The organism is Phnomibacter ginsenosidimutans (assembly GCF_009740285.1).
Taxonomy (GTDB): Bacteria; Bacteroidota; Bacteroidia; order Chitinophagales; family Chitinophagaceae; genus Phnomibacter; species Phnomibacter ginsenosidimutans.
The window spans coordinates 3,243,118-3,257,151 of record NZ_CP046566.1 but is presented as its reverse complement, the minus strand read 5'-3'; the positions used below and the strand labels follow the sequence as shown (position 1 = coordinate 3,257,151).

Sequence of the window (14,034 nt, the reverse complement as noted above, 5' to 3'; positions counted from 1 at the left end):
CAAAGAAAACCTGCACATACCGATGTATATGCAGGTTGCTGTTTCTCAACGGCCTTATTAGTGTGAGATGATGAGTTTGTGTTGTGTGTTGCCTGTGGGTTGAACAATGTGAATGGTATAGTGCCCGTTGCTCAGGTGTGCAACTGAAATATCTATACTGCTGCCTGTAGCGAGGTATTGTGCTATCTGTTGGCCAGCTGCATCGTACACTACAATGTTTGCTTTGCCTTGAAGCTGATTGATGCGGAGTACATTGTTAGCCGGATTGGGATAGAGTTTGATAGTTGCCACATGTTGCAGGTTTACTTTTCTCACTGCAGTGTAAGTAAAGCTGCCATCTGTATCCTGCTGGCGAATGCGGTAGTACCAGGTACCATGGCCGGGTTGCACATCTGTGTACTTGTAGGTGCTGCTGTTATTATTGTTACAAACAACCTCTTCAATTGCTATAAACTGATTGCCGTTGTTGCTTCTTTCTATGATATATTTTTTACAATCACTTTCGTTTGCTGTTTGCCATTTCAGTTGTACATCTTTTTGAAGGGCAGTTGCAGAGAAATTCACCCAGGTAACGGGCAACGGATTTGTGCCACCTGTTTTATTGGCTAGTACAAAATCGCTGAAGTTATTGAAGCTGTTGCTGGTAATGCTACCTGGTGTAGCACCTGTAGCTGTTCCGCCAATATCAATCCAGTTGCTGCCGCCATCATCTTTTAAAATGGTGAGGTTGGATGGCTCATTGACGCCGTCATCACTTCCATAAGGCAGTGTAACCTGATACTCGCTGCCGTTATTGCCAATGCGGGTGATGCGATAATGCCGCACTTGCGAAACGTTGCTGATGCCAGCAGGCAATGTTCTTGCTGCAGGACCCCCAGCTTTTGCTTCTACCACAATGGTTTCTGAATTATCAAAACTGTTGGTGTTGCTGTTGGTGATGGTTACAGGCCGATATTGACCATTGCTGCCAATGGGATAGAAACGATCGCCGGATCCAAAGATGGTAACACCCGCAGGGCCGTTGATATGCGAAGCATCTCTTGCATCAAACACGGTGCCTGTAACATCAATGTATGCTTGTGCTGTGGTATTGAGTAAGCCTTGTACAAAGCGAATACTCAGTACATTTTGGGTGCCTGCTACTTGTACACCAGCTGCATTGTTCAGGTGTAATAGTTTGATGATGCCTGCGCCGCCGCCGCTTTTACCCAAGGTCTGCAAGCTGGTGCCTACCATCATTACCGAATCAAGATCGATCTTTCCTTCGTTGGCCAGTTCGCCGGTTACAATCATTTTATCGGCGCCAAAAATTTGTGTAGGGGCATTTGTTGACAGCTTTCCTTTTACTTCAATAGGGGGCTGTTCATTTGTTTTAAACAGGTTCATCGAAATGAAATTGCTAGTTGGCGATTCAAAACGTAAATGACCGGTTGGCTCAATAATTAGCTGATCTGTTTGTACACTCTCATTGAGCAACACTTCGTGTCTTACCAAAATGCTGTCATCACCTTTGAATGGTGCTCTCGTAGCAGGTACAAAATTGCCGCCGGGTATTTTCTTTTCCCAAGTGTTGGCAGCAGTCCACAAACCGTTTTGTACACTGCGGTACACTTCGGGAGTATGGCAGGTAAGCCCGGCCCACCAACCACTGGTGTTGAATGTACCTCTGGTGAATTGAACCGTGAGTGCTCCTGTTTCATTGGAGGCAATAAACTCCATCACTGTATTTCCGTTTTTGCTGCCATCAATTGCTGTTATGCGTGGAGAAGATGTTGAACTTCCGTCATACACCATGATGCTGGCAAAGTCTGCCAAATCGGTATTGTACAAGGTGAACTTCACTTTTTTGCCAGCAGTAGCCGGTGTAAATACTTTGGTAATACTATTGCCAGTGATACCGGTGCTACCACCTGCATCGTAATAGCTGGTATCACATACAACTTGCGTATCGTTGGTATTGTGCAGCAGGCCTGTAGCATAGCGGTAGGTGAGAGTATCGCCCAGTGTACCGCAGCCATCACTATCACGGATGTATGCAACGGATACTTTGGCATTTTGTAAACCTGCAACCTGCGTCAGCAGCAACGAACTATCTGCTGAAACGGTACCAAAACCACCCAGCCAACGTATGCTATGGCCAGCCAGCTTGGTTACACGCAAAGTGTCTTTAAATGCATTGCGATGGCTGAGCAGTGTGTCGCCAAACAGGATAACAGGCTTTGCGGCAGCACCGTAATCTTTTTTTACCAACAACACAACGCTGTCTTGCAATACGCAGCCCCGATAGTCAGTGCCTTGCACATACACAGTAGTTGTTTGTATCGGACTCACATTAAGCGTAGTGCCAAATGAAGGCGTACCATTCAAGGTCCATTGAAGATTGGCGAGGTAAGCAGGGCCGGTAAGTGTGATGGGCGTCAACGGACACACAGAATCGGTAATGGATCCGGTTACAGGCACATGATTACCCAAAAAGAAACGAAGACTATCATTGCCATTTTCTACATCGCCGGGCAGTGTTGTTTTGGCGCTGAATAAATGATAGCCCCGCTTGGTAAAATCATAGTTACTCAGCACCGTAATTTGCTCACTGGCACCAGCTGCTAATGTGCCGGTGTTTTTGGTCAATGAAAAAGGCGATTCCGTTTGCTGCGGGTTACGAACATTGCCACTTATTGTAACTGGCGTAGCTGCAAAATCAATAGTTGTGTTCGAAAAGTTTCGAAGTGTTACTGTCACGTCAGCTGCATTGCTGTAGTTGCAACCGGGTGCTGTTAAGTACTCAATACCTACATCGGGCCCGGTGGTTTCTTCATATACTTCTACCATTTGCTGCCAGGGCAAAGTGTCTACCTGAGCAGCCCATGAAGCGCCAGTAGAGCTGGTGTACAATCTGTTGGTACGAATGGGAGGTGCTGCAGTGCTACGCCATCCCATATTGCTGGTGCTTGTTTGCTGTACAGCAATGTAATAATCGCCGGTTACACTTGCTGCAGCATTGGTAAATGAAATAATGATGCTGTTTTCGTTGGTAGTAAAAAAGTTGCTACTGCTAATAAGTGCGGAGGATGATGGAGAACCCCCAGCACCTCCATCTTCATATACCCGCATGTTTACAATGTTTCGGTAGGTATTGAATGGGATGCGGATTTGTCTGATTTTTCTGGTGCCGGTTCCATAAATTTTCGTGGCCATAAAGCCAGTGCCACCATTAAAGCCAATGCCAAATCCTGCGTTATTCAGATTCGGAGTTTGTTGGTGACCAGCCGAAATCTTTTGCGAAGCAGCAAGCATGTTGTTACTTGTTCTGTCATCGGCATCTGCCGTTACAGAAACTTGTATTTGCTGCATACCAGGGTTGCTGGTACTAAATGCAGGAAAGCTTACCAATTGTGTAGCACCTGCTGCAAGACTGGTAATATTGACAGACGCTGTATGCGTATTGGATCCGCTTATTTGAAGACTTACAACAATGTTACTTGCTGCAGCGGTACCCTCATTTTTTACCAATGTTTCAATTCTATTGCCCGATTGATTGGTGACCTGGCTTACGCTGTCTGCATACAAGTTGGCCACCGAAATGTCATTCACTATTCTGCCAAAAAAACGCTGTGTAAATCCGTTAGCCGGCGGTACATCTCTTCTGAATAACACGCCATTGGCCAGCCGGGCATTGTTGCGTTGGTTAAAAGAAACCATGGCACTAAATGGGGCTGTATTTACCCCTTTGTAATTGGCTGCAAAACTATTGCTGCCTGCTTTTATACCCACGGCTGCATTGCGGGTGCTGAGGGTGTTGGCAGATGGTATAAAGCTGCCGTACACAAATTCAATATCGTTACTTCCTTCATACAGTTTTACCTGAAACTCCAGTTGCGTAAATTGATGCAACACAGCGCCGTTCGAATTGTCGGCATCCCGCAGGTTTTTCCATTGTATGGTGCATACTCTGTTGGGGGCCACACCGCTGGTTTGTACATGAAATGCCGGTGAGCCTGCAGCTACGAGGTTGGTGAAAAATGGAAGAATGACGTATTGAAAACTGTCAGCAGTAGATGTGAACACTGCGGCATGAGAATTGGCCGGGCTCACACTAATATTTGTAGCGGCAGCAGGTGCTTCGGTGCCAAGGCGAAGTATGCCATCGGCGTGTATGCGAAACTGCGTAAATACAGAATCGTTGAATTGAAAGTTGAAGCCAATGTTTTGAGGGGCGGTACTCACTCCAGCTTCATTGTTGGTCATGGCAATGGCGGTGCCGGTGCTGCTAATGTCGGTGTAAGTGCTTTGGCCCACCCGAAAGTTGGTGCTGCTAAAATTGGATTGAGCAATGGCTGAAAAACGAACCATCAAAACGGAAAGGAGTAAAAGAAGTCTCATGTGCGGTGCGTTGGCTTGGGTATTCAGGATAAAGGGTAAAAAAGTCTCTTGTAAAAATCCTGTATTGTGTGCCCGCTGGCAATACGTAATAGGGAGTATGCGTAGGGGTGATGTCTTTACCTAGTGAGTACTTTAGTGCAAGGAACACTCAAACACAACGGTGCAGCCAGCATTGTTGGTGAAGCTGGCAGTACCCCCGATGGCAGCCATTCGCTGCTGCATATTTTTAAGGCCGTTGCCAAATTGATTGTTTTGTTGCATCCCTTTTCCGTTGTCTGATACGGTTACAATCAGCTGTTGAGCATTGGTAGTTTCAAATCGGATATGGACTGCACTGGCGTTGGCATGTTTCAATACATTGTGCAGTGATTCTTTGATACAGAGGAAAATGTTTTTGCGGGCAGTACCGTAAATATTACTGTTGGGTTGCGACAGTTTCTCTTCGAAATGAATATCGATGGTTGTGCCTTCAAAAAAGGCAATGCTATACTGCCGGGTATATTCGCACAGGTTGGCTACTGAGTCGTTTTCGGTGTTGAGTGCCCAAATCAGCGTATTCATTTTTTGGGCTGCTTCGCTGGCGGTGCCACTTATTTTTTGTGAAAGACTGGCGATCTCTTCCTGCGATAATTTTTTGCTGCTCATTAGGTCGCTCAATATGCGAATGATGCTAAGACTACCACCCAACTCATCATGCAGGTCTTGCTGAATGTTGTTTTGTAGCTTGGCCAGTTCCAGTTTTTTCAGCAACCGGTTCCGGTACAATAAAAAGATGAGTAGAACCGAAACAAGCAGTGTTGACAGGGCAATGATTTTATACTGATCGAGTTTTACTTTACGAGCTTCATTGGCTATTCTGAGATTGAGCAGTTGCGTTTCATTTTTCAACGCAGCTTCCATCACTTCATTTATTTGCACATTGTAGTCGGCCTGCACTTTGTCAAGTATCATCATTTTTTTATAGATGCAATTTTGCAGCAGTTTTTCTTGTGCTGTTTCTCTAAAAAAAACAATGGCTTTGTTCAAGAACTCAATACTGAAGTAGCTATTGATATCTGGTCTTTTGGTGAGCAAGAGTACACCTTCTTTAAAAGCGCTGTTTGCCTGTTCATTAAGTTGCAGGTGCTTAAAATGCTGCCCCAAAGAAGCATAGTTCAACAACAATACATCTATATCATTATCTATGCCTGATATACATGCTTTAAAAAAATAGAGGGCAGAATCAGTTTTTCCTAAAGCATCATAGCAACTGCCGATTTGGTTTTGAGCAACGCTTATGGCTCTCCTTCTATTGTGCTTTACAGCTTCGTTGTACGAGTAAAAGGCATAGTGTAATGAAGCTGCAGGTTCATTATTTTTTAATAATGCCTCAGCTAAATTGCCTAACAGATGATAGTATTGCGTAAGAGAAAGATACTTGGGTGGATTCGATTTCCAGACAGACCATTGTAATCCAAGTTTAAAAGATGATATGGCTTCTTGAATTCTGTTGAGGTTCATCAAAAATAGACCTCTGAAATTGTAAGCATCAGCAATAAATACGCTGTCATTAAGCGACAATGCTATTTGTAAACCTCTTTCAGCATTTTGCAATCCCAACCTGGGAAAATTGTTGTAGTAATAAATTTCACTCTGTCTGCTATTGTAGTAATAATGTACCACATCCTGTTTGTTGCCGGGCAATACAGAAAATAGTTCGTTGGCCCAGAATTGAGCCGAGTCTAATTTTTCCAAATCCATCCAAGCTTCAATCAGCAACAAAGCCTGATGACTTTTTTGTTCGTTCTCTTTGGTTTCAGCATACAAATGTTGCAGCGAATCTGTAATTGATTGCTGCGACAAAGCGCCAATGCTTGATAAACAAATAACCAGCATTGTAGCACTAGTTCGTAATATGTTATAAATGTGTCGAATGGTTATTTTGTTCTTCCAAGATACAGGTTCACGGCTTCTACACGGGTGTTTACGTGTAGCTTTTCATAAATGTGTTGGATATGCTTTTTTACTGTACCCTGACTGATTTGTAAACTGTCGGCTACTTCTTTGTTCATCAATCCTTTGGCCAGACAATGCAATACTGCTTCTTCTCTGTCCGATAATCGTTGTACCAAATGATTGCCTGCGGGCAAGCCACTAAAACTGGCCACCACTTTGCGGGCAATGCTGCTGCTCATGGGGCTGCCACCGGCAAAAAGTTCATCCAGCGCTTCTACAATTTTTGCAGGACCGTCGGTTTTTAAAATGTAGCCACTGGCGCCGGCTTTCAAACTGCTGAAAATTTTATCATTGTCTTCGTAAGCAGTACACATCAAAAATAAAATATCCGGAAACTTTGATTTTAATGTAACGACGCATTGTATGCCGCTGGCATCGGGCAGGTTGATGTCCATCAGCACAGCAGCAGGATGAATATCCGGTATATGGTGAATCGCATCTTCTGCGTTTTTAAATGCCCCGGTCATTTGATAACCGTCCGTTAGTCTGATCATCATGCTCAGCGCTTCCCGCAGGTCATCTTTGTCTTCTACTATACAAATGGTTTTGGGTGTGTTCGTCATCTTTCAAAAATAGGGGCTTCACATTGCTGTAAAATACGTATTTGGACGTATGTCCGCTGTTTCAAAACTTAATCTCATTTTTGCTGTCCCAATCAATTGTACTTTTTTATGCAAGCACCATACATCATTGTTACCGGCGCCGCTGGTTTTATCGGCAGCGAAATGGCTCGTCACCTCAATACTTTAGGCTACGAACAATTGATTTTGGTGGATGATTTTGGCAGAGAAGACAAGCGGGCCAACTGGGAAAGCATTGCTTATGACCATGTGGTGGAGCGGTACAACCTGGCATTCTGGCTCAATGAGCACCAGCCGGAAGTAGCGGCAGTCATTCACTTGGGTGCTCGTACAGATACCACTGAATTTAACTATGCCATTCATGAAGAATTGAATGTGGAGTATAGCCAAATGCTGTGGCAATACTGTACCGAAAAGCAAATTCCGTTTATTTATGCATCGAGTGCTGCTACGTATGGAGCAGGCGAGTTGGGCTACGATGACAATCATGAATTGCCTTTTTTGCTGAAGCCATTGAATCCTTATGGCGTCAGTAAAAATGAGTTTGACAAGTGGGTGTTGGAAAAAGTAGGCGATGTGCGATTGAATACACAGGATGAAGATGGCTGGGTGAGAGATGATGGCGCCCATACGCCGGACTCTGCAGGTGCGCCACCCTTTTGGGCAGGCCTCAAATTTTTTAATGTATACGGCCCGCATGAATACCACAAGGGCCGAATGGCTTCGGTTATCTGGCATGCATTCAATCAAATCAAAAAAGAGGGGCAGGTTAAATTGTTCAAAAGCCATCGCCCCGATTTTGAGCACGGTCAACAGCTACGGGATTTTATTTATGTAAAAGATGTGGTGAAGGTGATTGCGTGGATGTTAGAAACCCCCAAACCCCCTAAAGGGGGCTTAGGCAGTGGCTTGTACAACCTTGGTACCGGGCAGGCCCGCAGTTTTTACGATTTGGCTGCGGCTACTTTCCGGGGGATGGATCCGGAACCGAATATTGTGTTCATAGATATGCCGGAAGATATCCGCGACAAGTATCAATACTTCACCGAAGCCAATATGGATAAGCTGCGCAAAGCCGGCTATGCAGAAGCGTTCACTTCATTAGAAGAAGGCGTGGGTGACTATGTGCGGAACTATCTCCGTAGGTTGTAACAGCACTACAAGACCGTTATCTTTTTTACACTGATGGTTTTGCCGGCCTGGGTAAGTTTCAGGAGATAAATACCACGATGTAAGTATGCAGTATTGACGGTATTGATAAAACCTTCCAATGCAGTACTGCGGATTTTTCTGCCGGTAAAATCATAGAGTTCAGCTATAGGAAATTCTCCGCTCATGGTATTAATGATGCGAATGGGCTGGCCCAATGCTACAGGATTGGGGTACACCGCCAAACCATTGCTTTCCGGTATGTATACGGTTTCAATGTTGGAGTACACCACGCTACCATTACTCAAAGTAATTTTAATACGATAGTAATTTTCGCCACTCAGGGGTTGTGCATCTTCGGCTGTAAAGTTGTTGCCGGTGATGTTGGAAATGCTTGACAGCATTGTAGCCTGGCCGTTCTTTACTTTTTCAAATTGTAATTGTTGAATACCAAAGTTGGATCCCAGTTGTAGTTGCAGCAGCACATTGTTGTTGCCGGCAGTAGCAGTAAACTGCTGAATATAACAACCCACTTGTTGGTTGAGATAATTGATGGCATAGCTGCGGTTGCCTAGCTGGGTGCCAAAAATCGGCGCCACAGCCAGCCAGTCCTTTTCCAATGAAGAACGCCTGATGCGAAATAACGTATCTGCAGTTGTGCTAAGCACTTGCATTTGGCCATTTTGTACATGGTAAATGCGGTAACTACTTGCTAGTGCAATGTGTTGCCAATAGAGCAGCAAGCGTATCGCCACATACATAACCAATGCGTGGCTGTATACCCGGATGCACCCAAAAGCTATCGGACAACAGCACTTGCTGGCCAACCTGCAGTTGTAATTGTGCAGGATAAACTGCATTCGCAGCAGGTCGCCAGACAAACAGTCTACTATCGAGAGCTATGTTGTTATTGATAAGGCTGGTGCTTTGCGTAGCCAAATTTTTTACCGACAACACACCTGTTTGGCCATGCGGAAAATTATGCTCCCATCTAATGCTTACGCCATTTCGGCTGTCGGCATGATAAGTATTCGTCGGATGCGTAAATACCAACTCGTTGTTGCTGTTGCTGTGCCATGCCAATGCAAATGTTTGTGTGCCGGATACATTGGTTGGTGCTACAATCATGGCTTCATATTCGCCAGTCGCTGGTTGCAATAGACTGATATGCTCTACTACATTGAGGGTATCCATTCCACGTTTGGCGGGTTGCTGCAATGAGTCGGCATGTGCCGCACTATTCAATATCCACGGATGTACAACCTGCTGGTCGGGTTGGCGAAGCATTAATTGCAAATCGTGAATCAACGCTTTGCTGCTGCCTGCTGTTGCTGCAGGGTCTGTCCAGCAAAGGGTAAGCGCCAGGCTTTGTGCATTGGCAGCAACAGGTATGTTTATCCGAACTGTGTCGCCTGCCCGAATGGATCCTGTGACGTACTGCTTGCCAGCAGCAATACGTAGTGCGTTGTATACATTCAACTGTCCGTAGCCTTCACTAAAGTCGGGGCCTTCTGCACCCACATCGGTACTGCTGTTGATGAGGATGGCTTTCACCAGCGCTGCATCTGGCAGGCTTCCTAATTGTTGTTGAATTGATTGCTGCAATACAGCCACAGCGCCAGATGCCAGAGCTGCCGAGCCTGAGCTGCCATCTTCACCAAAGGCCGATAATTCAGGTTTGATACGGCCATCGTAGGCAGGGCCACGGGAGCTGGCTATTTCTCTTTTGTTGAAAGAATCGGTGGCGGCCAATACCAAACTGTTTTTGCTCATTTTAAAACTGCCAGTAAGGTTGGCCCAGCTGACTATGCCCTGGTATTTGCCGTAGGCGGAGCTTTGTGTACCTGCATTGCCTGCACTAAATACATGTAATAAATAGGGGAGTGCGGCAGTGCTGGCATCGTAAGCAGCAGCATCAATGCCATATTCATTTTCGATGCCTACACCATAAGAGTGGTTTTGAACGCTGATGGTATTTGTGTTGTAAAAATCGAGTGGCTCTGGTAGCAAGATGTCGAAGTTGGTGCTGGTAATGATTGAAGCTGGTGCTACGCCTTTTCCTGTGATGGAAGATGCACCGCTGCCGGCCAGCATGCTGGCCATAATGCTGGCATGGTTGGTGCTGCGGGTAGCCGTTCTTGCAGTGGTAAAAAAACGTTGGCTAAAGTCTATGTCCAGCGTATCAAAACGTTCTTCTTTAATGGCAACCCGAATGCCATTTCCATTACTGGCTGCAAAACGGGTGGCAGCCAGTGCTATGCCATTGGCCGATGGATCGAAGCCGGGCACACTCAGTTCGGGTTTGGCTCTTCTGTTGGCTGCTTGTATAAATTGAACTGATGGCTGCTTTGATAATGGAATAAGAAAGTAAGCAGGCATTTGCAAGGTCATTACTTTCCAGCTGGTATCGTGTGCCAGCAGTTGCACTGGCTTATCGGTGAACCAACGCAGCAAACTATCCGCTTGATTGTATTGAACATAAATAAGTACAGCTCCATCTAGTTTACTTCGTTGTTGCAGTGCCTGCGACAGTTTTTTCAGCGGCATTTTTTCGGCCAGCGTATCGGGCAAAAATGTTTGTGCCACGCTATCTGCCAGGCCTGTCATCAGCAGGGTAAGCAAGAGCTGGAGTGAAAGTATATATGACCGGTATTGACGCATGTGTTCTTCCAAAGATGCGGCTTTCCATTTACCCGCCAAACGCATCCTTACCCTTTTCCAAAAATGGAGAGTGTTCGTAAATACATACGAAAAAATCAAAATTTTACATTTCGCAACTTATTGATTTATCGATACTTAGTTGCATTTTCTTAATGTGTAGAACTTGAAAAGGGGTGTTAACGAAATTTTAATGAACCCGATTTTTGATGCCATTCGCTTCGATAATTTTCAGCGATACACGGAAGGGGATATTGCTTTTTTTAATTTTTTTTCTAAAGTTTTTTTCCGCTGGCGAGATGCCTATTTTGGAAATCTAAAACTACAACACGTATGAAGTTAACATCCCGACTGCTGACGCTGGGCCTCATGGCCGGCCTCCTTACATCCTGCGCCAAAGACAACACACTCAACAGCCCTGATGAACCGATTGGTGATGCCACGCTGGCAAAAATTGCCGCTCTTGGTTTTGGTACTTCCAATGTACAAAAGCATGAAGAAGGCTTTTTGGTAGAAGGTGACATTGTACTTACCAACGATCAGTTGAACAACGCCGGCAAAGGCGGATCCATTCTTCGCGTTGCCAATGAAGAACAGTACCGCACTACCAATCTGGTTACTGGTTTGCCCCGGGTAATCACCGTTAGGGTGGCTACCAGTTTGCCTACCAGCTACATTGCAGCTACAGACGAAGCCATTGCCCGTTACAATGCTGAAAATCTGCAAATCACTTTTCAGCGTGTAACTTCTGGTGGAAATATCGTATTGAGTGCTGCACCTAAAAATGCACAGTACCTCGCTTCTGCGGGTTTCCCTACTTCGACTGGTCAGCCTTACAATAGCATTTTGGTGGCTACCCGCCAAATTGGTAGCCAGCCTCAGGCTACAGTAGCTTCTATATTGGCCCACGAAATTGGTCACTGTATTGGTTTCCGCCATACCGATTACATGAGCCGCCAATACAGCTGCGGTGGTTCTCCTGTAAATGAAGGCGCATCAACAGTTGGTGCTATCCTCATTCCTGGTACACCTTCAGGCCCCGATCCTAACAGCTGGATGCTAGCCTGTATCGGTAGCGGTCAAAACCGTCCGTTCAACGCCAATGATAAAGTGGCGCTGGCTTATTTGTACTAATCTCATTTTGCTGCTTTACACAGGCCCGGCTGATGCGTCAGCCGGGCTTTGTTTTTTTAGCCAGTATATTTGGCCATCACCAATCACAAGCAATCGATTTATGAAAATCGCCATCATCGGCGGCGGCAATCTGGGAGGTTCCATCGCTCAAGGACTGGTCAGCAGTGGCTTTTGCAAGCCATCGGCTATCAGCATTACCCGAAGAAATGTACAACAGCTGAAAGCATTGCAAGAGCAAGGCTGCCAGGTGCTGAGCGACAATAAAAAAGCCGTACAGCAAAGCGACATCATTATACTGGCCGTAAAGCCGTACAACTACAACGAAGTGTTGGCAGGTTTTAAATCGGTACTCAATGCCAAAAAACATGTACTGGTTTCTGTTATCACCGGTGTGTGGACGGAGCAGTTGCAAAAAGCCATTGGCAAGCCGGTGCCTGTTATTCGGGCTATGCCCAATACGGCCATTGCCATACAGCAAAGCATGACCTGCCTGAGCAATGCCGGTGCCGACGCCAAGCAACTCAATTACGTACAGCAGCTGTTTGATCAACTGGGCCGTACAGCAGTAATCGATGAAAAACTGATGGATGCAGCAACTGTGCTCGGCGCCTGTGGTACCGCGTATGCGTTGCGCTACATCCGTGCCAATATTCAGGGCGGTATCGAAATTGGTTTTGATGCCAAAACAGCTTCACTCATCGCCGCACAAACGGTATTGGGTGCGGCAGATTTATTGTTGAAAACGGGCAATCATCCGGAGCATGAAATTGATAAAGTAACAACGCCCAAAGGTTGCACCATTGTTGGTTTGAATGAAATGGAACATCAGGGTTTCAGTTCCTCACTCATTCGGGGTATCATTACCAGTTATGATAAAATAGGTAAGTAGATAGTCAATCATTCGAACATAAAAAAAGCAGCGAACAAAATTTGTTCGCCGCTTTTCGTACATACATGTCCGTTACATATTGCTTTTCAAAAAGGCAATGCTTTTGCTAAAAGCTTCATCTCCAAAAGTTTTGTTGTAGCCGGGGTTGCTGGGGTTGGCAAATGCATGCACCGCATCGTAGCGCAGCAGGCTGAAATTTTTGCCCGCTTCTTTCATATTGCTGGCAAATGCATCCACAGTTTCATTGGGTATGCTTTTGTCTTGTGTGCCAAAAATGCCCAACACAGGACACTGAATGCTGGCCAGTTTGGCTTTGTCTTTTTCTGGCGTGCCGTAGAACATAATGCAGGCCTTCATGTTGTTGCCGGCCATGATGGCGGTTTGCAAACTCATCATGCCACCAAAGCACCAGCCTACGCTGTAAACCTGCGCATCTGGGCCTGCAAAAGCCAATGCTCCTTTAATGATGTTTTCTTTGCGGGTGTTGCTGAGTGCTGCCCGAATGAGTTTCATGGCACTGTCTGGTGTTGCTGCAATTTTGCCATCGTACAAGTCTACAGCCAGCACATTTACTTTACCATCCAGCGCCGTGTAATATTTGTCGGCTTCTTTCTTGATGTGGTCATTCAAGCCCCACCATTCCTGAATTACAATCAGGTATTTGTTGGTTTTTACTTTGGCATCAATGGCGTAGGCTTGAGCCGGTGCCCCATCTGTAGTGCCAAACTGAATCATGCTGCCCAATGCATTGTTGTATTCAAATGCAACCGGACTTTGATGCAGGGCTGCAAACCCAGGTTCGTTTACAACCGCCATAAAACGGGCATCGGTGCTCAGCAGGTTTTCATCGGCGCCACAGCATACTACCGAAGCGGCCACTCTGTCGAGAATGGCTTGTGGATTTTCTTCTTTTGGCAAGAGTACTTGCTGTACCAGGGCAGCGAAAAAGAGACTGCCACTCAACAGGAGATATTTCATTTTTCTCGGGATTTTATGTACAACATACAGCCATCTGGCAACAATTGTTTGTTTTGGCGTTTTGCACTTTTCATTTCCGCTAAAAAGGCTATCAGTTTTTCTCGCCAACTAATCAAATGGTTCAACACACATTTTTCACACATTGCACGGGCAGCTGCTGTGCGGTCATTTTGCATCAGTGGGTTATTCCTGTATGTTTGCACGACCTCTAATATTTTCCCAGGTCAAGATTGTAAGTTTTAAAAGCGAATCCCACACCTCGCAGCTTTT

At 45.6% G+C, this 14,034-nt stretch carries 9 protein-coding genes; 3 read left to right on the top strand and 6 right to left on the bottom strand.

Annotation, left to right across the window (positions count from 1 at the left end; translation table 11 throughout):
• Window positions 1-57: 57 nt before the first annotated feature.
• The 3 genes from GLV81_RS14070 to GLV81_RS14060 form a co-directional block, all read right to left on the bottom strand.
• On the bottom strand, window positions 58-4,380 hold the full coding sequence (locus GLV81_RS14070) for a T9SS type A sorting domain-containing protein (RefSeq protein ID WP_157479433.1): 4,323 nt from the start codon (window positions 4,378-4,380) through the stop codon (window positions 58-60).
• A gap of 132 nt (window positions 4,381-4,512) precedes the next feature.
• Complete coding sequence (locus GLV81_RS14065; RefSeq protein WP_157479432.1) at window positions 4,513-6,255, bottom strand: ATP-binding protein; 1,743 nt, start codon at window positions 6,253-6,255, stop codon at window positions 4,513-4,515.
• Window positions 6,256-6,296: 41 nt separating this feature from the next.
• On the bottom strand, window positions 6,297-6,938 hold the full coding sequence (locus GLV81_RS14060; RefSeq protein WP_157479431.1) for a response regulator: 642 nt from the start codon (window positions 6,936-6,938) through the stop codon (window positions 6,297-6,299).
• Between the two features lie 108 nt (window positions 6,939-7,046).
• Between GLV81_RS14060 and GLV81_RS14055 the strand changes: the two genes are divergently transcribed.
• Entirely contained in the window at window positions 7,047-8,108 is a 1,062-nt protein-coding gene (locus tag GLV81_RS14055; RefSeq protein WP_157479430.1) for an ADP-glyceromanno-heptose 6-epimerase, read from the top strand.
• Window positions 8,109-8,113: 5 nt separating this feature from the next.
• Here the strand turns inward: GLV81_RS14055 and GLV81_RS14050 are convergent, their stop codons facing one another.
• Together GLV81_RS14050 and GLV81_RS14045 are read right to left on the bottom strand one after the other, a co-directional pair.
• Entirely contained in the window at window positions 8,114-8,779 is a 666-nt protein-coding gene (locus GLV81_RS14050) for a T9SS type A sorting domain-containing protein (protein ID WP_197428346.1), read from the bottom strand.
• A gap of 31 nt (window positions 8,780-8,810) precedes the next feature.
• The gene (locus GLV81_RS14045) at window positions 8,811-10,811 is read right to left on the bottom strand and encodes a S8 family serine peptidase (RefSeq protein ID WP_157479428.1); all 2,001 of its coding nucleotides are present in this window, start codon (window positions 10,809-10,811) and stop codon (window positions 8,811-8,813) included.
• A 285-nt stretch (window positions 10,812-11,096) separates the two neighbouring features.
• On the opposite strand from GLV81_RS14045, the gene GLV81_RS14040 reads away from it, so the two are divergent.
• Window positions 11,097-11,897, top strand: coding sequence for a M57 family metalloprotease (locus GLV81_RS14040; protein WP_157479427.1), 801 nt, complete (start codon window positions 11,097-11,099; stop codon window positions 11,895-11,897).
• 100 nt (window positions 11,898-11,997) lie between these two features.
• Window positions 11,998-12,786 (top strand): pyrroline-5-carboxylate reductase, encoded by a 789-nt coding sequence (gene proC / locus GLV81_RS14035; protein ID WP_157479426.1) that lies wholly within the window; start codon window positions 11,998-12,000, stop codon window positions 12,784-12,786.
• A 72-nt stretch (window positions 12,787-12,858) separates the two neighbouring features.
• Here proC and GLV81_RS14030 read toward each other — a convergent pair whose 3' ends face one another.
• On the bottom strand, window positions 12,859-13,764 hold the full coding sequence (locus GLV81_RS14030; RefSeq protein WP_157479425.1) for a dienelactone hydrolase family protein: 906 nt from the start codon (window positions 13,762-13,764) through the stop codon (window positions 12,859-12,861).
• Window positions 13,765-14,034: the final 270 nt, after the last annotated feature.

What these genes read in the sequence shown, in the direction of transcription:
- GLV81_RS14060 (WP_157479431.1), bottom strand. Translation starts at nt 6,938, where the DNA reads ATGACGAACACACCCAAAACCATTTGTATAGTAGAAGACAAAGATGAC.
- GLV81_RS14065 (WP_157479432.1), bottom strand. Translation starts at nt 6,255, where the DNA reads ATGCTGGTTATTTGTTTATCAAGCATTGGCGCTTTGTCGCAGCAATCA.
- GLV81_RS14030 (WP_157479425.1), bottom strand. Translation starts at nt 13,764, where the DNA reads ATGAAATATCTCCTGTTGAGTGGCAGTCTCTTTTTCGCTGCCCTGGTA.
- GLV81_RS14040 (WP_157479427.1), top strand. Translation starts at nt 11,097, where the DNA reads ATGAAGTTAACATCCCGACTGCTGACGCTGGGCCTCATGGCCGGCCTC.
- GLV81_RS14070 (WP_157479433.1), bottom strand. Translation starts at nt 4,380, where the DNA reads ATGAGACTTCTTTTACTCCTTTCCGTTTTGATGGTTCGTTTTTCAGCC.
- GLV81_RS14050 (WP_197428346.1), bottom strand. Translation starts at nt 8,779, where the DNA reads ATGCAAGTGCTTAGCACAACTGCAGATACGTTATTTCGCATCAGGCGT.
- proC (WP_157479426.1), top strand. Translation starts at nt 11,998, where the DNA reads ATGAAAATCGCCATCATCGGCGGCGGCAATCTGGGAGGTTCCATCGCT.
- GLV81_RS14045 (WP_157479428.1), bottom strand. Translation starts at nt 10,811, where the DNA reads ATGCGTTTGGCGGGTAAATGGAAAGCCGCATCTTTGGAAGAACACATG.
- GLV81_RS14055 (WP_157479430.1), top strand. Translation starts at nt 7,047, where the DNA reads ATGCAAGCACCATACATCATTGTTACCGGCGCCGCTGGTTTTATCGGC.